The organism is Coriobacteriia bacterium, assembly GCA_030652115.1.
In the GTDB taxonomy this organism is placed as follows: Bacteria; Actinomycetota; Coriobacteriia; order Anaerosomatales; family Anaerosomataceae; genus UBA6100.
In genome coordinates this window covers 135787-156584 of sequence record JAUSBK010000010.1, presented here as the reverse complement: position 1 = coordinate 156584, position 20798 = coordinate 135787, and the positions used below count along the sequence as shown (strand labels likewise).

The 20798-nt window shown below is 65.7% G+C and carries 22 protein-coding genes; 20 read left to right on the top strand and 2 right to left on the bottom strand.

What is annotated here, in order from left to right:
* The first annotated feature begins 69 nt into the window (after window positions 1-69).
* From mltG to Q7W51_08685, 7 genes are all read left to right on the top strand, one after another.
* Entirely contained in the window at window positions 70-1101 is a 1032-nt protein-coding gene (mltG, locus tag Q7W51_08715; protein ID MDO8848451.1) for an endolytic transglycosylase MltG, read from the top strand.
* Between the two features lie 65 nt (window positions 1102-1166).
* Window positions 1167-2117: a magnesium/cobalt transporter CorA gene (gene corA, locus Q7W51_08710; GenBank protein ID MDO8848450.1), complete on the top strand. Its 951-nt coding sequence runs from the start codon at window positions 1167-1169 to the stop codon at window positions 2115-2117.
* The gene (locus Q7W51_08705; GenBank protein MDO8848449.1) at window positions 2111-2767 is read left to right on the top strand and encodes a CDP-alcohol phosphatidyltransferase family protein; all 657 of its coding nucleotides are present in this window, start codon (window positions 2111-2113) and stop codon (window positions 2765-2767) included. The genes corA and Q7W51_08705 overlap by 7 nt, the downstream gene beginning before the upstream one ends.
* 21 nt (window positions 2768-2788) lie before the next feature.
* Window positions 2789-5278, top strand: a complete 2490-nt coding sequence (locus Q7W51_08700) for a sugar phosphate nucleotidyltransferase (GenBank protein ID MDO8848448.1) — start codon at window positions 2789-2791, stop codon at window positions 5276-5278.
* A 136-nt stretch (window positions 5279-5414) separates the two neighbouring features.
* Window positions 5415-7274: a VanW family protein gene (locus Q7W51_08695; GenBank protein MDO8848447.1), complete on the top strand. Its 1860-nt coding sequence runs from the start codon at window positions 5415-5417 to the stop codon at window positions 7272-7274.
* A 68-nt stretch (window positions 7275-7342) separates the two neighbouring features.
* The gene (locus Q7W51_08690; GenBank protein MDO8848446.1) at window positions 7343-8620 is read left to right on the top strand and encodes a phenylacetate--CoA ligase; all 1278 of its coding nucleotides are present in this window, start codon (window positions 7343-7345) and stop codon (window positions 8618-8620) included.
* Between the two features lie 3 nt (window positions 8621-8623).
* On the top strand, window positions 8624-9058 hold the full coding sequence (locus Q7W51_08685; GenBank protein MDO8848445.1) for an ACT domain-containing protein: 435 nt from the start codon (window positions 8624-8626) through the stop codon (window positions 9056-9058).
* Here the strand turns inward: Q7W51_08685 and Q7W51_08680 are convergent.
* A complete protein-coding gene (locus Q7W51_08680; GenBank protein MDO8848444.1) occupies window positions 9040-9894 on the bottom strand; it encodes a hypothetical protein in 855 nt (284 codons plus the stop codon). The genes Q7W51_08685 and Q7W51_08680 overlap by 19 nt on opposite strands.
* Before the next feature lie 32 nt (window positions 9895-9926).
* Window positions 9927-10262, bottom strand: coding sequence for a prepilin-type N-terminal cleavage/methylation domain-containing protein (locus tag Q7W51_08675; GenBank protein ID MDO8848443.1), 336 nt, complete (start codon window positions 10260-10262; stop codon window positions 9927-9929).
* A gap of 274 nt (window positions 10263-10536) precedes the next feature.
* Between Q7W51_08675 and Q7W51_08670 the strand changes: the two genes are divergently transcribed.
* The 13 genes from Q7W51_08670 (at window position 10537) to Q7W51_08610 (ending at window position 20780) form a co-directional block, all read left to right on the top strand.
* Complete coding sequence (locus Q7W51_08670) at window positions 10537-11694, top strand: D-alanyl-D-alanine carboxypeptidase family protein (GenBank protein MDO8848442.1); 1158 nt, start codon at window positions 10537-10539, stop codon at window positions 11692-11694.
* 11 nt (window positions 11695-11705) lie between these two features.
* Complete coding sequence (gene gcvT / locus Q7W51_08665) at window positions 11706-12812, top strand: glycine cleavage system aminomethyltransferase GcvT (protein ID MDO8848441.1); 1107 nt, start codon at window positions 11706-11708, stop codon at window positions 12810-12812.
* A 31-nt stretch (window positions 12813-12843) separates the two neighbouring features.
* Window positions 12844-13227 carry a glycine cleavage system protein GcvH gene (gene gcvH / locus Q7W51_08660; protein ID MDO8848440.1) on the top strand — a complete coding sequence of 128 codons (384 nt, stop codon included), beginning with the start codon at window positions 12844-12846 and terminating at the stop codon, window positions 13225-13227.
* 3 nt (window positions 13228-13230) lie between these two features.
* Window positions 13231-14568: an aminomethyl-transferring glycine dehydrogenase subunit GcvPA gene (gcvPA, locus tag Q7W51_08655; protein MDO8848439.1), complete on the top strand. Its 1338-nt coding sequence runs from the start codon at window positions 13231-13233 to the stop codon at window positions 14566-14568.
* Window positions 14569-14588: 20 nt separating this feature from the next.
* Complete coding sequence (gcvPB, locus tag Q7W51_08650; GenBank protein ID MDO8848438.1) at window positions 14589-16064, top strand: aminomethyl-transferring glycine dehydrogenase subunit GcvPB; 1476 nt, start codon at window positions 14589-14591, stop codon at window positions 16062-16064.
* Window positions 16065-16847 carry a lipoate--protein ligase family protein gene (locus Q7W51_08645; protein ID MDO8848437.1) on the top strand — a complete coding sequence of 261 codons (783 nt, stop codon included), beginning with the start codon at window positions 16065-16067 and terminating at the stop codon, window positions 16845-16847.
* A gap of 134 nt (window positions 16848-16981) precedes the next feature.
* Window positions 16982-17290 (top strand): hypothetical protein, encoded by a 309-nt coding sequence (locus tag Q7W51_08640; protein MDO8848436.1) that lies wholly within the window; start codon window positions 16982-16984, stop codon window positions 17288-17290.
* Window positions 17291-17332: 42 nt separating this feature from the next.
* Window positions 17333-17593 carry a hypothetical protein gene (locus Q7W51_08635; GenBank protein MDO8848435.1) on the top strand — a complete coding sequence of 87 codons (261 nt, stop codon included), beginning with the start codon at window positions 17333-17335 and terminating at the stop codon, window positions 17591-17593.
* 45 nt (window positions 17594-17638) lie between these two features.
* Complete coding sequence (locus Q7W51_08630) at window positions 17639-18085, top strand: FHA domain-containing protein (protein ID MDO8848434.1); 447 nt, start codon at window positions 17639-17641, stop codon at window positions 18083-18085.
* Window position 18086: 1 nt separating this feature from the next.
* Window positions 18087-18797, top strand: coding sequence for a MerR family transcriptional regulator (locus Q7W51_08625; GenBank protein ID MDO8848433.1), 711 nt, complete (start codon window positions 18087-18089; stop codon window positions 18795-18797).
* Window positions 18798-18802: 5 nt separating this feature from the next.
* On the top strand, window positions 18803-19249 hold the full coding sequence (locus tag Q7W51_08620; GenBank protein MDO8848432.1) for a hypothetical protein: 447 nt from the start codon (window positions 18803-18805) through the stop codon (window positions 19247-19249).
* Window positions 19250-19251: 2 nt separating this feature from the next.
* A complete protein-coding gene (hpt, locus tag Q7W51_08615; protein MDO8848431.1) occupies window positions 19252-19800 on the top strand; it encodes a hypoxanthine phosphoribosyltransferase in 549 nt (182 codons plus the stop codon).
* Window positions 19800-20780: a potassium channel protein gene (locus Q7W51_08610; GenBank protein ID MDO8848430.1), complete on the top strand. Its 981-nt coding sequence runs from the start codon at window positions 19800-19802 to the stop codon at window positions 20778-20780. The genes hpt and Q7W51_08610 overlap by 1 nt, the downstream gene beginning before the upstream one ends.
* Window positions 20781-20798: the final 18 nt, after the last annotated feature.

Genomic DNA, 20798 nt, shown 5'->3' with positions numbered 1-20798 from the left:
CCGGCTTCATCCCGCGGACGCCACGGTGCGCCCAAGCGCGCCAGTGCTGTGGGCTCCGGAGGTCGGCGCGTGTGGGGCCAAGTGGTGCTCGGGGTGCTTGTCGTCATCGCGCTGCTTGCGGTGGCAGGCGTGGCCGTCGGCCGTTACCTGCTCTACCACCCCGAGACCGAGGTCGCCGCCGGTCAGCCGGTCCACGTGGTCGTCGAGCAGGGAGCCACCACCGCCGAGATCGCGGACATGCTGGCTGCCGCGGGCGTCGTCGACAGCGCGCTCATGTTCCGCTACCAGGCACGCGAGAGCGGTCTCGACGGCAGCCTGAAGCCCGGGGAGTACGATCTGGCGACCGGCATGCCGTACGACCTCGTGCTCGAGCGGCTCTCTGCCGGACCGCCGATCGTCACCATCGACGTGACCATCCCAGAGGGCTTCACAGCCCGGCAGGTGGCCGAGCGATTCGCCGCTCAGGCGGGCGTGCCCGCCGACGAGCTGCTCGCGCTCGTGACGACAGGCGCTCCCGAGTTCGCTGCGGAGCATCCGTACCTTGAGGGTGCGCACGGCGGGTCGCTCGAGGGCTTTCTCTTCCCGGCGACGTACACGGTGAAGCCGGGCGTCACCGCGCGGGATGTCGTCGAGATGATGCTCGATCACTTCGATCGCCAGATGACAGGCATCGACCTCGGCTACGCGCAGTCGCGCGGCCTCGACCTCGGCGATGTCGTCACCATCGCCTCGATCCTTGAGCGGGAGGCGCAGCTGGCCGAGGAGTTCCCGCTTGTCTCCTCGGTGATCTACAACCGCCTTGCCAAGCCGATGCGCCTTCAGCTGTGCGCGACGGTGCTCTACACGCTGCCGGCTGGCACCACGTCGCTCACGAACGACGATCTCGACGAGGACAGCCCGTACAATACGTACCTCCACGACGGTCTGCCCGTCGGCCCCATATCGAACCCCGGGCTTGCGGCGCTTACAGCAGCCGCTGCGCCGGCTGACACTGACTACTACTACTACGTGCTCACCGGCGCCGACGGCTCGCAGACGTTCACCAAGACGTACGACGAGTTCCTCAAAGCAAAGGCCTCGAGCACCGTCATCGGCAACTGACGCTCCGGACTGCGGAAGCGTTATGCTGGTGGCTGACGGCACATTAGTCGGCAGGGGGAGGGGTAGTGGCCAGGATCACGGCTCGTTGGATCGCCGAGGGCGTCTTGCGTTCGGACGGTCTAGACTCGATTCCGGCCGATTTCGTCGGCCCTGTGTGGGTCGACGTGAGCGAACCCGACGAGGCTGCTCTCAAAGCGGTGAGTGCTCGATTCCCACTGCCGACGCTCGCGATGGAGGACTGCCTCCACTTCCCACAGCGTCCCAAGATCGACACGTACCACGAGCAGACGTTCCTCATCTGGCTGTTGCCGCAGATGGTCAAAGGGGATGGCGTGCAGTCGCACGAATTGGACGTCTTCCTCGGCGAGGAGCACCTCGTCACCATCCACAGTGCCGATGTTCCGGCGCTCGATCGCATCCTGCAGCATGCAGACGCGCACCTTGCCCGTGGCGCCGAGTGGACGCTGCACGCGATCCTCGATTCGGCGGTGGACGAGGTCTTCCCTGTGGTCGAGGAGCTCTCTGATGAGCTCGAGCAGCTCGAGGACCTCATGTTGACCGACGGACGTCCCCAGTACCTACAGCGTCTGTACGCCGCAAAGCGCGGTCTCATCCGGCTGCACAAGATCGTGAGCCCCGAACGCGACGTAGTCCGGGGGCTTGCCAGGCTCGAGGCGTTCGTCGAACCGGATGCGTACATGTACTTCCAGGACGTGGGTGACCATCTCGCGCGGCTGGCCGACCAGATCGATACGTACCGAGACGTGGCGAACGGCACCATGGACATCTACCTATCGGTGCAGAGCAATCGCATGAACGGCATCATGAAGCAACTCACCGTGGTGTCGACGATCTTCATGCCCCTTACCCTCATCTCGGGCATATACGGGATGAACGTGCTCAAGGGGATGTGGCCGCCCTCGGAGGCGGGCTGGTCGTTTTCGGCCATCATCGGTTCGATGATCGTCATCTCTGTCTGGATGGTCTTCTTCTTCAGGAGGAGAGAGTGGTGGTAGAGGATCTTGATGCCCAGCCAGTCGTCGAGGAGGTCCACCACACGGTCTACTCGGTGGCGAACCTCATCACTATCATGCGCCTGCTGCTCGTCCCGTTCTTCTTCACAGTGCTTGTGGATGCCGACGGCGAGCGTGGACGCCTGACGGCCTTCTTCATTTACGCGATCGCGGCCTCGACCGACTGGATCGACGGCCAGATAGCGCGCCGGACCAATACGGTCACGCAGTTCGGCAAGATCGTCGATCCGCTGGTCGATCGCCTCCTGCTGGCGTCGGGCGTGTTGGGTCTGTACCTGATCGACGTGCTCCCGCTGTGGGTGCCTATCGTGCTCGTGCTTCGGGACGTGTATCTGTTGTACGGCGCGTACGTGCTGGAGCACTACCACATCATCCTGCCGGTTACCCGCATCGGGAAGCTCACTACGGCGGTGCTGTTCACCGGCTTCAGCTCGCTTATCGCCGGGTGGCCCGAAGTGGGGGGCGCCCGACTGATCGAGTCATCATGGCTTCCCGGGCTCGGGGCAGAGCCCGCGGCGCTCGGTATGTGGTTCGTCTACGTAGGCATCGCCCTGTCGCTGTCGGCGGCAGTTCAGTACACCGTGATCGCGCTCCGAGCTCGGGATGCAGCGATCGCAGCCGGACGGGGGTAGATCGGCGTGAAGGCTGTTGTGATGGCCGGTGGGGAAGGCACGCGCCTTCGTCCGCTCACGAGCATGCGTCCGAAGCCCATGGTCCCCATCGTGAATCAGCCGGTGATGGAGCACATCCTCGGCCTGGTGCAGCATCACGGGATCAACGAGGTCGTTGCGACGCTCGCGTTCATGCCGCAGGTGATCGAGGACTACTTCGGCGATGGCGATGAGTGGGGAATCGACATCAGCTACGCGATCGAGGAGACCCCGCTGGGCACGGCGGGGTCGGTGAAGAACGCCGCCGAGGCGCTCACGGAGACGTTCATCGTGATCTCGGGTGACGCGCTCACCGACATCAATCTCACCGAGGTCATCGACTTCCACAAGGCGCACGGCGGTGCGGTGACGATCGCGCTCAAGCGTGTTCCCAACCCGCTCGAGTTCGGCGTGGTCATCACTGACGACAACGGCAAGATCGAGCGTTTCCTGGAGAAGCCCTCGTGGGGGCAGGTCTTCAGCGACACCATCAACACCGGCATCTACGTGGTCGAGCCGCTGGTCTTCGACTACATCCCGGAGGGCAAGCCGTTCGACTTCTCCTCCGAGCTCTTCCCGCTGCTCATGAAGAACGGCCACGAACTCTACGGTTGCATCGTGGACGGCTACTGGGCCGACGTTGGCAGCCTGGAAGGCTACGTGGAGGTTCACCGCGACATCCTCGACGGCAAGGCGATGATCTACGTGCCGGGCGCCAGGACGAAGGACGACGTCTGGGTGGGACCCGGGGCGGACATCGATCCGTCGGTCCAGATCTCGCCGAAGGTCGTCATCGGCGCGAACACGACGGTCCGGGCAGGCGCGAAGCTCGGTTCATACACGGTGATCGGCGACAACTGCCTGATCGGAAACGATGCCGAGACGGACCACACCATCGTGTGGAACGACGCGTTCGTCGGCAAGCACTCGCAGGTCAAGGGCGCGGTGTTGTGCCGAAGCGTCGACATCCGTGCGGGTGCGCGTGTCGGCAACGGGGCGGTCATCGGCGATGAGAGTGTCGTCGGACATGGAGCGTCCGTGGGCAATGACGTCCAGGTGTACCCGTTCAAGCGCATCGACGCCGGCGCGATGGTGACCTCCTCGCTCATCTGGGAGTCTCGCGGTGTGCGTGCGCTGTTCGGTGCTGACGGCATCTCCGGGCTCGTGAACATCGACGTCACCCCCGAGCTTGCGCTGCGAGTCGCACAGTCGTATGGGACGCTTCTGCCCAGCCGGGGACACGTGGTGATCAGCCGCGACTCGAGCCGGGCGGCGCGCATGATGAAGCGCGCGATGGTCGCGGGCCTCAACTCGACCGGCTGTCACGCGCGCGACCTGCGGGTGGCCTCGCCGGCGATCACGCGCTTCACGACCAGAGACACGAGGGCCGTCGGCGGAATCCACGTGTGCGCGGCCGACAACGATCCGCAGTCAGTCGAGCTCCACTTCTACGACGAGTACGGGATCGATATCTCCACCGGTGTCGAGAAGAAGGTGGAGCGGCTCTACTTTCGGCAGGAGTTTCGCCGGGCCTTCTTCGAGGATGTGGGTGAGATCATCTATCCGGCTCGGGCGCTCGAGTACTACCTCAGCGGGTTGAGCGCCGCGCTCAACGGCTCCGATGTCCGGACACGCCGGTTCAAGGTGGTGGCCGATCTTGGGATGAGCCCGGCCTCGTTCGTGCTGCCGTCGGCGGCGGGAAACTGGGGGGTAGAGCTCATCACGATGCGTGCATATGTGGACTCGGAGCATGCTCGTGTCGCGCCGGACGAGCGGGACAGCCAGATCGGTCAGCTTGCGAACTCGGTCGACGTGTTCCAGGCGGACTTCGGCATCTCGATCGACTCCACCGCCGAGCGGGTCACGCTGGTGACCGGAAGCGGTGCCATCCTCGACCACGACACCGCACTTCACGCGATGGTGGCGCTGTGGTGCGACTCGGAGGTTCCGGAGGACATTGGAGGCGACGTCGCCGTGCCGGTGACTGCGTCGAGCGCGGTCGAGGCCATTGCGACTGCATGTGGGCGCGGCGTGCGCCGAACCGGCACCTCGCGTCGGGCGCTGTCAACGGCGGCCCTCAATCCAAGCATCGGCTTCGCGGGCTCTCGCCGAGGCGGCTTCGTGTTCCCGCACTTCCTTGCCGCCTACGACGCGATGATGTCCTTCGGCATGCTGCTGCGTATGCTCGATTCGCAGCAGACCACGCTCGATGAGGTGGTGGCCGGGCTGCCGCCGTTCAATCTGCGTCAAGAGAGCGTCTTCTGTCCCTTCGATCGCAAGGGGGCGGTGATGCGCACGATGGCGATGCTGGGCGAGGTCGGCTCGGTCGTGGAAGGAGTGCGGGTCCCGACCGACGACGGTTGGGCGCTCGTCTTGCCGCACGCCACGGAGGCGGTCGTCTACGTGCATGCCGAGGGCAGCACACCGGAGCAGGCCGATGCAACGCTGGCGCGCTATGTAGAAGCCGTCCACGAGGCGATCGCACACGGGTAGCGGTGTGACGGCCGGGCAACGCAAAGTGACGGAAGACCTCGGGCTGCGGTATCATCGCTGCTCGTGAGTGGCCGGTTTCTTGCTGCTCAACGCCACTGTCAGGACTGCAGGCAGAGCCCCGAAGCGGAAGCGCCCGATGACCAACGAACCGACCAGCGAAACGAGCACGACGCGAATCGCGCGACGCACAGCGCGTCAGCCGCGTTTCCGCCTGCGGATGCCCGGGTGGCTCGCGCGCTTGCCGCTACCGGCACGTATCGCGATCATCGCCGTCTCTGTACTGGCTGCCGTTGTCGTGATCGGTGCCGCTGCCGACGCGATCGCTTCGGCAGGACGGATTCACCCCGGGGTGTACGTCGGCGAGCTGGCGGTCGGCGGTCAGCGCCGCGACGAGGCGACTGCTGCTATCGCGGCGTACGTGTCCGAGCGAGCGTCCCTACCCGTGGCGGTCACCGCCGGGGGCGCGACGTGGGAAGTCGTGGCTGAGACCGTTGCACTCTCGGTCGACGCGACGGGGCTTGCTGGCGACGCCTATGCGGTAGGCAGGGGCGATGTTGCTCCCGCGTTCGTCGAACGGGTTCGCGCGGTGTTCGGCGGCGTGACCGTTCCCATGGAGCTCAGCTGCGACGACGAGGCGCTCCGCGCGCTGATCGACACGATGAACGCCGAGATCGCGACGCCTGCGGTGAACGCGGGCGTGACGGTCGAGGGCGCCTCGGTCACTCGCGTCGAGCCCGCCGACGGGATCGGTGTGGATTTCACGGATGCACGGGAACGGCTCCTTGACGCATTCCTCGCAAGCGAGCGGACGCTTTCGCTCGAGCTCGGCCCGATCGCGCCCGAGATCGATGCCGAGGGCGCCGAGCAGGCGTATCAGGATGCCCTCAAGATGGTCTCGGCGCCCGTGACGCTCTACTACGCTGAGAAGGTGTGGGAGGTCGCGCCGGAGACCATCGGCGGGTGGATCGGCTTCCGCAGACTCGATGGCGCAAATCCTCCGATGATCGAGGCGTACGTGGTGTCCGAGGATGTTTCGGCGACGGTGCTTCCCATGGTCGCCGAGGTCGGCAAGCCCGGTCATGACGCCGGTTTCAGCGTATCGAACGGCGTGGTCACGATCATCCCGGCCGAAGACGGCCTTGCGGCCGATGCGGACGACCTTGCGGTTCGGCTCACCTCCGTGCTCACAGGCGACGGCGAGCGCCGCGCCGAGCTCACGATGCACCGCGTGGAGCCCGAGATCACCACCGCCGAGGCCCAGAGCATGGGCATCGTGGAGCGCCTTTCGACGTTCACGACGGATTACGCCTCATCCAACAAGCCGCGTGTCAACAACATCCACACCTTGGCTGACGCCCTCGACGGGACGCTTGTCCCACCCGGCGGCACCTTCAGCTTCAACGAGACGATCGGGGAACGCACCGCCGAGCAGGGCTATCAGGAGGCCAACGCCATCGTCAACGGCGAGTTGGTCCCGCAGCTCGGCGGCGGCATCTGCCAGGTGGGCACGACGATCTTCAACACCGTGTTCTTCTCGGGGCTTCCGGTCGTGGAGCGCAAGAACCACTCCCTGTACATCAGCCATTACCCGACGGGGCGTGACGCGTCGGTTTCGTGGGGTGGGCCGGACTTCAAGTTCAAGAACGACACCGACAACTGGATCCTGGTGGCGACCGGCTACACGAACTCAACCGTTACGATCTCCCTGTACGGCACCAGCTCGGGCTACGAGGTGACGTACGACACGGGCGCCTGGACGAACATCGTCAACCCTCCGATCAAGGAGGTCCCGGATCCGACGCTCCCAGCGGGGAGCCGCGTCGTGGCTGAGAAGGGCGTAGCCGGGCGCACGATCGTCGTCGTCCGGCACGTGAAGAAGAACGGTGTGGAGATCCGCACCGACTCCTTCAAGTCGGTCTATCGTGCAGAGGAGGAGGTCGTTCGTGTCGGCACGGGGGCGGCCGGATCGTCAACGCCGACAACGACGTCGCCGTAGCAGTCGCGTCGGGAGGACCGGCGCGTGGGGAGGGGAGAGTTCTCGTGTTCCAGCCTGAGTTGGAGTCGATGGCGCGGCCGGATCTTGAGGCCTTGCAGCTCGAGCGTCTCAATGCGCTGCTTGCGCGCGTGTATGCCAACGTGCCGACGTATCGCGCGAAGTTCGACCAAGCGGGCGTCGCACCGGTCGTGAGCGGCCTCGAGGGTCTGGCAGATCTGCCCTTCACGGTGAAGGACGACCTGCGCCAGGCGTATCCGTACGGCATGTTCGCCGTCCCGCAGAGCGAGATCGTCCGGGTGCACTCGTCTTCGGGAACGACCGGGCAGATCACGGTCGTCGGCTACACGGCCGCAGACATCAGCAACTGGGCGGACCTCATGGCGCGCACGATCGCATCGGCCGGCGGCACGGCCGACGACATTGTGCAGATCGCCTACGGGTACGGGCTCTTCACGGGCGGTCTCGGGGCGCACTACGGGGCCGAGCGTCTCGGCGCGACGGCCATCCCGATCTCAGGCGGCAACACGAAGCGACAGGTGCAGGTGCTGAAGGACTTCGGCACCACCATCCTGGCGTGCACGCCGAGCTACGCGCTGCTGATCGGCGAGACCGCCACTGAGATGGGGATCGACATCCGGGAGCTGCCTATTAGGGCTGGGATATTCGGGGCGGAGCCGTGGAGCGAGAGCATGCGGACGCAGATCGAGGAGATTCTCGGTCTCAAGGCCATCGACATCTACGGCCTGTCCGAGGTCATGGGTCCCGGTGTGGCGGCCGAGTGCACCGAGCAGCACGGACTGCACGTGAACGAGGACCACTTCATCATCGAGATCCTTGACCCTGAAACGCTGCGCCCGGTGCCGGATGGCGAGCAGGGCGAGGTCGTCTTCACCACGATCACCAAGCAGGGGATACCTCTCGTGCGCTATCGCACGCGGGACATCTCCCGCATCGTCACCGGCGAGTGTGCCTGCGGGCGCACCTTCCGCCGCATGGAGCGGATCACCGGCCGAACGGACGACATGCTCATCATCCGGGGCGTTAACGTCTACCCGAGCCAGATCGAGCAGGTGCTCGTCGGCATTCCCGGTGTCGCGCCGCACTACCAGGTCGTGCTCTCGAAGCGTGGGAGCATGGACCACGTTGAGGTTCACGTCGAGGTCGGGCACGATGTGTCGTTCGACGAGGTGAAGACGCTCGAGCGGCTGCGCAATCGAGTCGCCGCCGAGATCGCATCATCGCTTGCAGTGAACCTCGCCGTGAAGCTTGTCGAACCGAAGTCGATCCAGCGTTCGGAAGGCAAGGCCAAGCGCGTTGTCGACCTGCGCAACGAGGGGAGTGAGTAGCCGATGGTTATGCAGCTGACGGTGTTCCTGGAGAACAGCCCCGGCAGACTGGCGGGGCTCACACGGGCCCTCGGCGATTCGGGTGTGAACATGCGGGCCCTCATGGTGGCCGACACGGCCGAGTTCGGCATCGTGCGCATCATCTGCGACCGTCCGGACACTGCGCGTCGCGCGCTCGAGGCTGCGGGCTTCAGCGTGAGCGTCGGGAACGTGATTGCGGTGGAGGTGCCCGACCGGCCCGGTGGTCTCGCGGACGTCCTTGAGGTGATCGGTGGCGTCGGCGCCAACGTGGAGTACGCCTACTGCTTCGTGGAGCCGAACGGTAACTCGGCGATCGATGTGTTTCGCGTCGAGGATGTCGCCGCGGTCACCGAGGCGCTGCGCCGTGCTGGTATGCGCGTCCTGAACGAGGACGAGATCTACGCCACCGGGTCCTGACTCGGATCGGTCTGACGGCGGCGGTCACCGGTGACGTCGAGAGGCGTGATCTCGGCTGCAGCTGGATTCAGCGCGTCGGCAAGCTTCTTGAGCTCTGGCGCACCACTGGACGCGCTGAGCATTGTGACTGTGACAGGCTCATCTCGTGCGTCAAAGAGACCTCGCACGCCTGACGCGAGTCGTTCGGCCACGACCACGGCGCCGACGCCGTCAGTGCGGGGCAGCAGCACGTAGAATGTCCCGGTCGCACCGGCGGCAAGATCGTCGACCATGCGGATGTCGTTGCGCACATATCCCGCGACCTGGCGCATGAGGTGTCTGACGTCCTTCGCCTTGAGGGCCGCGAATACGCCCTGGGCAAGGTTGATGGTCACGACCGAGTACTCGGTCTTGTAGCGCTCCCACTGCCCGACGCCCGAGATGATCGCGTCAGCCGCATAGCGGGCGCTGTAGACGCCCGTTTGGGGGTCGATGAGGCTGTCGTTCTCGAGCCTCGCGAAAAGGTACTTGATGCGTGCGGAGAGCTCGCCGCCGACGACACCCACGATCGCGTAGGTGACGGAGCGCGTCGCAAGAAGGGTGAGGACATCGTTCGAGAGGCCCTGGTCCTGCAGCAGTGGCACGCGCATCGCCACGTAGACCGCTATCGCCACGAGCGTTGCGAGGAATCCGCCGTTGCGTCCCCAGTGGAGTGCGCCCGCCAGTACGAGTATGAGCAGGAGTTGCGCGGTGATCTCCGCTGCCTGTGGGGCGACAGTCGGAGCTATGAAGATGCTCGCGATGATCGCGCCGGTTCCCAGGACGAGGGCGAGTGCCTCGAAGTGCGAGTACTTCACGTACGGCCTCCTTTGGCCTGGCGCGCTGGTCACTACCGGTGGTTGGGGCATGAGATGATGCCTGTTATGGCATCGAATTCTAGTGGGGTCCTGTCCTCGGGACAGGTGGTCTTGTCGTCGAAGTTCTTGATGTATGGCTCAAGGTCGGCAAGCTCATCGGCGGGCTCGCCGGTACTGGCGGCGATCGTCACGGCCTGGTTGAGAGCGTCCTGGTTGCTTCTGCATGCAGCCGCATTGGCAGCACCGGTCGAGGCTACGAACGTCGCGATGGCGATGCCGAGGAGGATGGACATGATGAGCACGACGAAGATGACCTCGAGCAGAGTGAACCCCTGATCGCATCGTAGTGCGGTCGCGCGTCGAGTCATCTGTCTCTCCTACAGTCGTGAGGACGTCAGTGATGCCTCCGTGCCCGGCGTCCTAGGCACAGTGTCGGCATTCATACCGTTGGAGTTGAGCATGCGTCTGGCACAGCAGACGCCGCGCGTGCGTGTCAGACCGCGAAACCGTACAATCACGATGCCCCCACCGATCGCGTACGAGAAGGAGTCGCACGTGTACCGTGCCCCCGAACCATCCGCTCGTGTGCTCTGGTTCATGATAGCGTTTTGTCTCGTCTGCGCGTGTCTCGGAGCAGGCTCAATGGGGGCTTCGGCCGCCGAATCGGTGGGCGGGGTGTCGATCGACGCCGATCCTGCGCTGGCCGCTGCTGTGCCCGCGGTATCTATGCCTGCGGGTGTTCTTCGCACCGCTGACGGGCGGACGCTGTGGGACCGCGACGCAGGCGCAGAGCGCGCTATGGCCTCCACGACGAAGATCATGACCGCGCTGGTGGTTCTGGACCGGACCGAGCTGACCGAACGGGTCACGGTGACGGGAGGTGCCGCCGGGGTGGGGGAGGCCGAAGCGGGTCTCGTTGCCGGGGAGAGCTACACCGTGCAGCAGCTACTCGAGGCGATGCTGGTGCGCTCGGGCAATGACGCTGCGTTAGCGCTCGCCGAGCATGTGGCCGGTGACGAGGACGCCTTCGTGGCGCTCATGAACGAGAAGGCTGTCGCACTGGGTCTGTCGGAGACGGCGTTCACGAATCCCCACGGTCTCGATGAAGACGGCCACCACACGTCGGCGGCGGATCTCGCCACGCTCACTACCGTTGCGATGGCCGATCCGCGCTTCGCGGCGATCGTGAACATGCTGCGTGTCAACGTGACGGCGGGTGGGCGCACCACCACGTTCGAAAGCTCGAACAAGCTACTGGGAACATACGAAGGAGCCACAGGCGTCAAGACGGGATGGACGAGCGACGCTGGCTACTGCCTCGTCGCCTCGGCACAACGAGGGAGCGTCTCGTTCATCGCAGTGGTGCTCGGGACGTCGTCCGAGGACGCCCGGTTCGAGCAGGCGCGCACGCTTCTCGACTGGGGTTTCGCGCACTACGCTGAGACTCAGGTGGCTGCGAAGGAGACGACAGCTGGACTCGTGCCGGTGACCGACTACCTCGATCGCACGGTCACCGCCAAGGTGGCCGAGGACGCGGTGGTGTCGGTCTTCGACCTCGACGGAGAGGTCGTCAGCCGCGTTGACATGATCGGCGAGGTCGAGGCTCCGGTCGTTGCCGGTCAGCGCCTCGGGACGCTGACGGTGGTTCAAGGGGAGCGACTGCTCGCGCAGGTGCCGATCGTGGCGGCGGGCGATGTTCCAGCACCGGACGCCTGGGATGCGGCCGGCATCTGGTTCACACGATTGTGGCGCAGGGTGTTCGGCGGGGACCTGCAGGCCTCCGCTGTTCCCGTGCTGTGAGAGGAGCGTACATGACGGAGGGCACTCGCCAGACACCGTTGTACGAGGAACACGTCGCGCTCGGCGCCCGCATGGTCGACTTCGCGGGCTGGCAGATGCCCGTGCAGTACGCCGGCATCATCGAGGAGCACAACGCCGTCCGCAGCGATGTTGGCATCTTCGACGTTTCGCACATGGGGGAGTTTCGGTTCTTCGGCACGGGTGCGAAGCCGGCGCTCCAGCGGATCATCACCAACGACCTCGACAAGATCGACGAGGTGGGGAGCGCTTTGTATACGATGATGTGCGACGACGACGGAGGCATCATCGACGATCTCATCGTCTATCACTCGGGGGATGCCGAGTACCTCATCGTCGCCAACGCGTCGAATCGCGAGACCGACTGGGACTGGATCACGTCGCACCTTCCCGACGGTGTCGAGGCGGTAGACGAGAGCGACCGGACGGCGCTCATCGCGGTGCAGGGGCCGCACGCACTCTCGGTCGTGCGTGAGCTCGCCGAGGAGGGGTGGGTCGCGCCCCAGCGTTTCGAACTCGCCGAAGCGACGCTCGGTGGCATCGGCGTACTGGCGGCGCGAACCGGGTACACCGGCGAGGACGGTGTCGAGCTGTTCTGCCACGAGGCCCAGGCTGTCGCCGTGTGGCGGATGCTGCTCAGCTTCCCCGAGGTGACGCCGTGTGGCCTGGGCGCGAGAGACACGCTGCGGTTGGAGATGGGCTATCCGCTCTACGGCAGCGACATGGACCGCGGGGTCGATCCCGTCTCGGCGGGTCTGGGCTGGGTCGTGCCGAAGGCCAAGACAGGCTTCATCGGGGCCGAGGCGATCGCCCGGGTGCGCGAGGCCGGCCCGGAGAACAAACTGGTCGGGCTCACGGTCTCCGAGGGTGTGCCACGGCACGGCTACACCGTGTTGCACGGCAGTGACGCGGTCGGTAAGGTGGCAAGCGGCACGTTCTCGCCGACCCTCGGTCACGGCATCGCGACCGCCTACGTGCCGGTGGCGCTTGCTGCCGAGGGAACGGAGCTTACGATCGAGGTTAGGCGCAAGGTGGTTCCGGCGGTCGTCACGCGCCCGCCGTTCGTGAAGGACACGTCGCTTTCGGCCACCCGGTCGTAAGCGCCCGGCTGCGAAGGAGCATGAGAGTCCCATGTATCCCAAGGACCTGAAGTACGACCGCGAGCACGAGTGGGTGCGCATCGACGGTGACGTGGCAACGATCGGCATCTCGCATTTCGCGCAGGACCAGCTCGGCGAGGTCGTGTACGTGGATCTGCCAAAGGCCGGCGACCCGATCAACGCTGGTGACACCTTCGGCGAGGTGGAGTCCGTGAAGTCGGTCTCCGAGCTCTATTCGCCCGTGTCCGGTGAGATCGTCGAGGTCAACGACGCGCTCGACGACGCGCCCGAGACCGTGAACGCCGAGCCCTACGGCGACGGTTGGATGATCAAAGTCATGCTGTCCGACCCCGCCGAGGTCGACGGCATGATGGATGCCGACGGCTACGAGGCGTTCCTCGCAGAAGAAGCCTGACCTATGCGCTTCATCCCGGTGACCTGCGAAGACCAGGCGCACATGCTCGCACGCGTGGGTGTCGGTTCGGTCGATGACCTGTTCGCCGATGTGCCCGAGGACGCGCGGCTCGCGCGTCCTCTCGCATTGCCCGAGCCGATGGGCGAGGTCGAGCTCTCGGCACATCTGATGTCGCTGGCAAAGGCGAATACCGACGCAAGCGATGTGGTGTCCTTCCTGGGCGGCGGATGCTACGACCACTACGTGCCGGCGGTCGTCGATGCAGTCATCAGCAAGCCGGCGTTCTTCACGGCGTACACGCCGTACCAGCCGGAGGTGAGCCAGGGCACCCTGCAGGCCATCTATGAGTATCAGTCGATGATCTGCCAGCTCACCGGCATGGAGGTCGCGAACGCATCGATGTATGACGGCGCGACGGCCTTCGCCGAGGCGGCGCTCATGGCGTGCCGGGTGACCAAGCGGCAGCGCGTCTTGGTGTCGCAGTCGGTGCATCCCGAGTGGCGGCAGACGCTCGCCACGTACGTCGAAGCGGGCACCGTGACCGTGACCGAGGTCGCCGGCGCGGACGGTCTGGCGGATGTCGAGGCGCTTGCCGCCGAGTTGGCCGACGACGTCGCGGCGATCATGGTCGCCTCGCCGACGTTCTACGGGACGCTCGACGACCTCGGCGCCCTGGGCGAGCTGGCGCACGAGGCCGGGGCACTGCTGGTCGTCGGCACCAATCCGATACTGCTCGGCGTCATGGAGCCCCCAGCGACCTATGGTGCCGACATCGTCGTCGCCGAGGGGCAGCCGCTCGGCAGTCCGATGTCGTACGGCGGGCCGGGACTCGGCGTCTTCACGTGTAGGCAGGCGCACCTGCGGCAGATGCCCGGACGCGTCGCCGGTCGCACGACCGACGTGGACGGCAAGACCGGTTTCGTGCTCACGTTCTCCACGCGCGAGCAGCACATCCGTCGCGAGAAGGCGACCTCCAACATCTGCTCCAACCATGCGCTCAACGCGCTGGCGGCAGGCGTCTACCTTTCGGCGGTCGGGCGTGAGGGTCTCCGGGGGATTGCCGAAGCGTGCGTCGCCAAGGCGCACTACCTTGAGGCCGCGCTCGTGAGCACGGGCCGTTTCGAGCGCGCGTTCGCGGCGCCGTTCGGTTACGAGTTCGCGCTGCAGTACCGCGGTGACGTGGCTGAGATGCAGCGCACGCTCGTGGCCCGCGGCTTCTTTGCCGGGCTTGACCTTGCAGCCTTCTCGCCGGACGACGCCGGCCTCGTGCTCTTTGCCGTGACCGAGAAGCGTACGCGTGCCGAGCTCGACCGTTTCGTGGGGGAGGTGAGCGCGCTGTGACCGGGACCGATGCAACCCCCATGCGTGAGCCGCTCACCGGGACGCTGATCTTCGAGCGCGGATCGGCCGAATCGCGTTGCGTTGAGGCGCCTGCGCTCGACGTGCCGTCAGTGGATCTCGATAGCGCGCTCGGTGGCCGTGCCCGCACGGTGCTCCCGGCGCTTCCGCACGTCACCGAAGTGGACATCGCACGGCACTACGAGCGACTCGCGAGCGCCAACTTCGGCGTGGACAGCGGGTTCTACCCGCTGGGCAGCTGCACGATGAAGTACAACCCGAAGATCGACGAGTGGGCATGCCGGCTGCCCGGCTTCGCTCTCACCCATCCGTATCAGCCCGCGTCGACCGTGCAAGGCGTCCTCGAGCTCATGTGGACGCTGCAGGAGTCGCTCGGCGAGATCGCAGGCCTGCCGGCGGTGACGCTTCAGCCGGCCGCAGGCGCGCACGGTGAGCTGACAGGACTCCTGACGATCCGCGCGTACCACACAGCCAACGGTGATCCGCGCAAGCGCGTGTTGGTTCCCGACTCTGCCCACGGCACCAACCCGGCGACCGTCGCGATGTGCGGCTACGAGGTCGTGCAGGTGCCAAGCGACGAGCGGGGAGGGGTGGACCTCGCCGCCCTTCGTGGACTACTCGACACCGACGTGGCCGCGATCATGCTCACGAACCCGAACACCCTCGGCCTATTCGAGGAGAACATCCTCACGATCACCGCGGCCGTGCACGAGGTCGGTGCGCTCGCGTACTGCGACGGCGCCAACTTGAACGCCATCCTCGGCAAGACGCGACCGGGCGACATGGGCTTTGATGCGCTGCACATCAACGTCCACAAGACGTTCGCCACGCCGCACGGCGGCGGGGGGCCGGGAGCAGGCCCTGTTGCGGTCACCGATGCGCTGGCGCCGTTCCTGCCCGGACCCGTGATCGGACGAGCCGAGGACGGCGGGTTCAGCCTCGTCACGCCCGAGCTCTCCATCGGCCGCGTGCGTTCGTTCCTCGGCAACGTCGGCGTGCTCGTGCGTGCGTATGCCTACATCCGCGCGCTCGGCGGATCCGGCGTGACCGAGGTCGCCGAGCAGGCGGTTCTTTCGGCCAACTACCTCAAAGAAGTGCTGCGAGAGGCGTTCCCGGTGCCGTACGACCGCATCTGCAAGCATGAGTTCGTGCTGTCGGGCAGCGCTCTGCGCAAGGAGTACGGCGTGCGCACCCTGGACGTCGCGAAGCGTCTGCTCGACTACGGTTTCCATCCGCCGACGATCTACTTCCCGCTGATCGTGGACGAAGCCATGATGATCGAGCCGACCGAGACCGAGGGCAAGGGGACACTCGACCGATTCGCCGAAGTGCTGATGCGCATCGCCGAAGAGGCTGCGGCCGATCCGGATCTCCTGCATGGCGCACCGTACTCGACACCTGTTCGCCGTCTCGATGAGGCCGCAGCGGTCAAGCAGCCCGATCTTGCATGGCGACCGGCGGAGGACGCGGAAGCCTAGATGACTGCCACGTGGCGTCTGATCATCGACGGTGCGGGCGACGGCGCGTGGAACATGGCGGTCGACCGGGCCATGCTGGACGCGCACGAGTCCGGGAGCGTTCCGCCGACCTTGCGTCTGTACCGCTGGGAGCGTCCGACGGTCTCGCTCGGTCGCTTCCAGAAGGTCGGTGACGTGGACATGGGGGTCTGCGCGGCCGAGGGCATCGGCGTGTGTCGACGGCCCACCGGTGGGCGCGGGGTGCTCCATGATGACGAGATCACCTACTCGATCGTGGCGGGCGTACGTGACGGCCTGCCCCGCGGGGTGAGCGCAAGCTACCGCGTGCTGTGCGGCGCATTGGTGGAGGCGTACCGGGAGATCGGCGTGCCGGCGGACCTCACACCGCGGCCGAGGGGAGATCGGGGGAGCGGCGCGTGCTACCTGCATGCGACCGCCGCCGATCTGTCACTGGGCGCGGCGAAGCTGTCGGGAAGCGCGCAGGTTTGGAGTGGTGCAAGCTGTCTCCAGCACGGCTCCTTCGTGATCTCGCGCGATGCCGCTCGCGAGGCGCGGGTGTTCCGCCTCGGCGAAGCGGGCGCTGATGCGCTCGATCGCCAGACAGATACCATCAGCGGCGCGCTCGGAGCACGCCCCGGGGACGTCGATCTCACCGATGCCTTGCTGCGCGGTCTGGGGCGCGGGCTGGACGCGACTCTCACGCTTGGCACGCTCGGCACCCCGGAATCGCGGGAAGCCGAACGGCAGGCCGATGCGTTCCACATCGCGAGGGCATCCGGGTAGGGGATGAGAGCGTGGAACGTGCACGCCTGCGGGTGGATATCGAGTAGAGGTTGAAGCCGTGGTGTCGTCGGCGTCTGCTACAATAACGCCTGATGAGACAGGGCGATTTTCGCCCCATCGGCTGAGGAGGAACGGTGAGCGACAGAGGTGCCACCGACGACGCACTGCTGAATCTCCGGGAGCGGTCGCTCGACGAACTGCGCCAGCTGCTCGATGAGCTCTACGAGGAGGAGCAGAAGACCAGCTACCGGCGTCGTGTCCTGCACGGAAAGATCGACATCCTGCGCGCCGAGTTGGTACGCCGCCTCAAGGAAGACCGCGATGCCGGCAAGGGCATCGTGTCCGGCAGCGATATCGAGCGGCTGATTGAGATCCTCGCGAACGATCTGCACGGGGTTTCGCGGTACGACGTGGCCGCTGACGAGGACGATGAGGACGACTGACAGGCCGCCAGGACGCAAGCCTGTTGTGAGAAGGAGGCCCGGGTGCCGAGTGTCGCCGAGAAGATCCACGAGTTCCTGAACGATCTCGCCGTGGATGCGGTCGAGGAGCGCGTGGTCGAGTACGTGATACGGGAGGTCCACACGGGGCGCAAGCTCACCGACGCGTTGGCCGACCCCTACGTGAAGAACCGCCTGAGCGAGGAGCGGCTGGCGAAGGTGCTCGAGACGCCTGAGGTTGTCACGGCGCTCGAGGAGCAGATCGCGCAGTCGTTCAAGTCCCGCGACTTCGGACTGCTGAGCTGACGACAACCGGGTGTCATCGCTGACGCCCGCGAGGAGATGGTGAGCATGGAGCAGTGCCCCGCCTGCGGCGCCCAAGCGCTCGAGGGCGGCGTGTGCGCCGAGTGTGGCGCCACCGCTGAGGGCGCGACCGCCTCCTTCGAGGTCGTGAGCGAGATCTCGGAAGCGTCGTACGAGTCCGAGATCGGCGTTGCCGAGGTACCGGTCCTGATCGTTCGCAAGGGAGTCGAGGTCGGCGAGCGTTTCTACCTCGAGCTGCCGAAGATCACCATCGGCCGCGACCCGGAGAGCGACATCTTCCTGAACGACGTGACTGTGTCGCGCGTACACGCCGTCCTCCACGTGAGCGGCGGCGAGGTGCGACTCGAGGACGTCGGCTCGCTCAACGGGACGTACGTCAACGACGTGATCGTCACCGATGCGACCCTGAGGAACGGCGACACCGTGCAGATCGGCCGCTTTCAGATGGTCTTCATGAGTGGGGGAGGCTCGTGAGATGAGCCCGACAGTGCGTGACTATCTGACAATCGGCGAAGTCGTCGACAAGTTGCTCCCCGCGCATCCGGACCTGACGATCTCGAAGGTCCGCTTTCTCGAGGATGAGCGCCTGATATCGCCGGAGCGGACTCCGGGCGGCTACCGCAAGTACCATCCCACGGACGTCCAGCGGCTGGAACTCGTTCTTCGGCTCCAGAAGGAGCACTTCATGCCGCTTGCGGTGATCCGCGAGAAGCTCGAGGACCTCGACCGCGGGAAGATGCCCCCGGAGCTGCGACCTGCGGTCGATCATGCCGAGGCGATGACCCTGCCACTTGAGAACGCCGAGACGATCCCGCTCGAGCGGGTGCCGGAGATGCTCGGCCTTCCGACCGCGTTCATCAGGGAGCTCGGGTCGTTCGGCATCGTCACGCTCGTGGAGGGCGATCACGGCGAGGAGCTCTCCGGACCCGATGTCGCGGTGGCCCATACCTGCTGGGAGCTGCGCAGATTCGGCATCGAACCCAGGCATATGCGCATGTACGAGACGTTCGCCGAGCGCGAGGCTGCGTTCTATCAGCAGATCCTCATGCCCGGGATGCGGCACCGCACTCCTGAGGCGCGTCAGAAGCTGGTGGAGACGCTGGTGGACCTGATGGGAAAGACCGGTGAGCTCAAGGACCACATGATCCGTCGAGCCGTCGGCCGGCTTTTCGAGGACCTGACCTGAACACGATGACTGACGCTGCACACGACGAACCGCTCGAGAGCATCGCGGAGGACCTGCCGCTATCGGACAAGGTCGCCAGGACCGCGTTCGCGCACCCGAGCGAACGAGTGGCGGCGCAGATCCTCGACTACTACCGCATCGCCTGGGAGTACGAGCCCACGACGTTTCCGCTCGAGTGGGACAAGCAGGGCAACGTACTTGCATCGTTCTCTCCCGACTTCTACCTTCCGGAGTTCGACCAGTACATCGAGCTCACGACCATGAGCCAGAAGCTCGTGACGAAGAAGAACCGCAAGGTCAGGCGCGTCAAGGAACTCTACCCCGAGATCTCAGTGCGGATTCTCTACCAGCGGGACTTCCGAAAGCTGCTCTTCAAGTACGGCATCCCTGTGGTCGAGCGCGATCACGCGGACGGTGGCGGGCTGGACGCGGTCACCGACGGCGAGCAGTAGGCATGAGGGCGCACGTCTCCGACTCGCGGATCGACAGGATCCTGCTCACACCCGAGGAGATCGCCGAGAAGGTCGCGCTCCTGGGTGCCCAGATCACCGCGGACTATCAGGGTCGTGACCTGGTCCTCATCACGGTGCTCAAAGGGGGTCTCATCTTCCTTGCCGACCTGTGTCGGCGAATCGACCTTCCTCACACCGTGGACTTCATGGCGGTGTCCTCGTACGGTCCCGGCGCTGCCGGATCGGTCCGGATCACCAAGGACCTCGACGATACGATCGAGGGCCGAGACGTCCTGATGGTCGAGGACATCATCGATACGGGCCTCACACTCAACTACCTCCTACGCGTGATGCGTGCCCGCAAGCCGGCGAGCCTTGCCGTGTGCACGCTGCTCGACAAAGACGTTCGCCGGATCATGGACCTGCCGATCGAGTACCGCGGGTTCGCCATCCCGGATCGGTTCGTGGTTGGCTACGGACTCGATCTCGAAGGCGTTTGGCGCAATCTGCCCTACGTAGCTACGCTTCACGACGAGATCTGGGACCGCTGATGCGCCGCGCGAAGACCGCCGCGCTCCTGCTGTTCGCCGTGCTCCTCGGGGGGACGCTCGGTTACATGGTCATCGAGGGCTGGAGCGTGCTCGACAGCGCGTACATGACCGTCATCACGGTGGCGACCGTCGGCTTTCGCGAAGTCCACCCGCTGTCGACCGCCGGCCACTGGTTCACGATCGCCCTCATCTTCGCGGGTGTAGGTGGCATCGCGTACTCGATCGGCACGATCGCCGATTTCATGGTCGAAGGCCATCTGAGGGAACTGCTGGAGGGACGGCGAATGGCAAAGCGCATCGAGGAGCTCCGTGACCACTACGTGGTCGTCGGCATGGGTCGTGTGGGGTCCGTCGTTTGCCGCACGCTTGGTGAGCAGGGCGTCCCGTTCATCGTCGTGGACCAGTGCGAAGAGTGCATCGCTGATGCCGAGGAGCACGGCTGGCTCTATCTGCAGGGCGACGCGACGAGCGAGGAGGTTCTTGAGGCTGCGGGAGTCACGCGTGCCAAGGGCCTGGTGACCGCACTCGACACCGATGCGGACAACCTCTTCGTGGCGCTCACGGCGCGCGGGATGAACTCGAGGCTGTACATCGTCGCGCGTTCCTCATCACTCGCCTCCGAGAGTAAGATCCTGCGCTCGGGCGCAGACCGCGTGATCACGCCGAACGTCATCGGCGGCCGTAGGATGGCCACCAGCCTGCTGAACCCGGCAGTCTCGGACTATCTGGACACGGTGACCCACAGCGTCGAGTTGGAGTACCGTCTGGAGGCGCTGAACATCGGCGAGTCGTCGAGTCTCGCCGGACGTGCCATCGGTGAGGCGCGGGTGAGAGACGTGACAGGCGCCTTCATCCTCGCTGTCTCCAGTGGCGGGGTCATGGACAGCAACCCGTCCTCAGGGCGGGTCCTGCGTGCGGGAGACGAGCTGGTCGTGCTCGGCACCAGGAGTCAGCTGGATGCGCTCGCTGCGATGATGTGAGCAATGTCGCGGCCCGGC

Bases quoted from the DNA above. Each gene is read 5' to 3' on its own strand.
- Q7W51_08630 (MDO8848434.1), top strand. From the start codon at position 17,639: ATGGAGCAGTGCCCCGCCTGCGGCGCCCAAGCGCTCGAGGGCGGCGTG.
- Q7W51_08675 (MDO8848443.1), bottom strand. From the start codon at position 10,262: ATGACTCGACGCGCGACCGCACTACGATGCGATCAGGGGTTCACTCTG.
- Q7W51_08685 (MDO8848445.1), top strand. From the start codon at position 8,624: ATGGTTATGCAGCTGACGGTGTTCCTGGAGAACAGCCCCGGCAGACTG.
- Q7W51_08625 (MDO8848433.1), top strand. From the start codon at position 18,087: ATGAGCCCGACAGTGCGTGACTATCTGACAATCGGCGAAGTCGTCGAC.
- Q7W51_08620 (MDO8848432.1), top strand. From the start codon at position 18,803: ATGACTGACGCTGCACACGACGAACCGCTCGAGAGCATCGCGGAGGAC.
- hpt (MDO8848431.1), top strand. From the start codon at position 19,252: ATGAGGGCGCACGTCTCCGACTCGCGGATCGACAGGATCCTGCTCACA.
- Q7W51_08645 (MDO8848437.1), top strand. From the start codon at position 16,065: ATGACTGCCACGTGGCGTCTGATCATCGACGGTGCGGGCGACGGCGCG.
- gcvT (MDO8848441.1), top strand. From the start codon at position 11,706: ATGACGGAGGGCACTCGCCAGACACCGTTGTACGAGGAACACGTCGCG.
- Q7W51_08690 (MDO8848446.1), top strand. From the start codon at position 7,343: ATGGCGCGGCCGGATCTTGAGGCCTTGCAGCTCGAGCGTCTCAATGCG.
- Q7W51_08700 (MDO8848448.1), top strand. From the start codon at position 2,789: ATGGCCGGTGGGGAAGGCACGCGCCTTCGTCCGCTCACGAGCATGCGT.
- Q7W51_08695 (MDO8848447.1), top strand. From the start codon at position 5,415: ATGACCAACGAACCGACCAGCGAAACGAGCACGACGCGAATCGCGCGA.
- gcvPA (MDO8848439.1), top strand. From the start codon at position 13,231: ATGCGCTTCATCCCGGTGACCTGCGAAGACCAGGCGCACATGCTCGCA.
- Q7W51_08670 (MDO8848442.1), top strand. From the start codon at position 10,537: ATGGGGGCTTCGGCCGCCGAATCGGTGGGCGGGGTGTCGATCGACGCC.
- Q7W51_08610 (MDO8848430.1), top strand. From the start codon at position 19,800: ATGCGCCGCGCGAAGACCGCCGCGCTCCTGCTGTTCGCCGTGCTCCTC.
- gcvH (MDO8848440.1), top strand. From the start codon at position 12,844: ATGTATCCCAAGGACCTGAAGTACGACCGCGAGCACGAGTGGGTGCGC.
- gcvPB (MDO8848438.1), top strand. From the start codon at position 14,589: ATGCGTGAGCCGCTCACCGGGACGCTGATCTTCGAGCGCGGATCGGCC.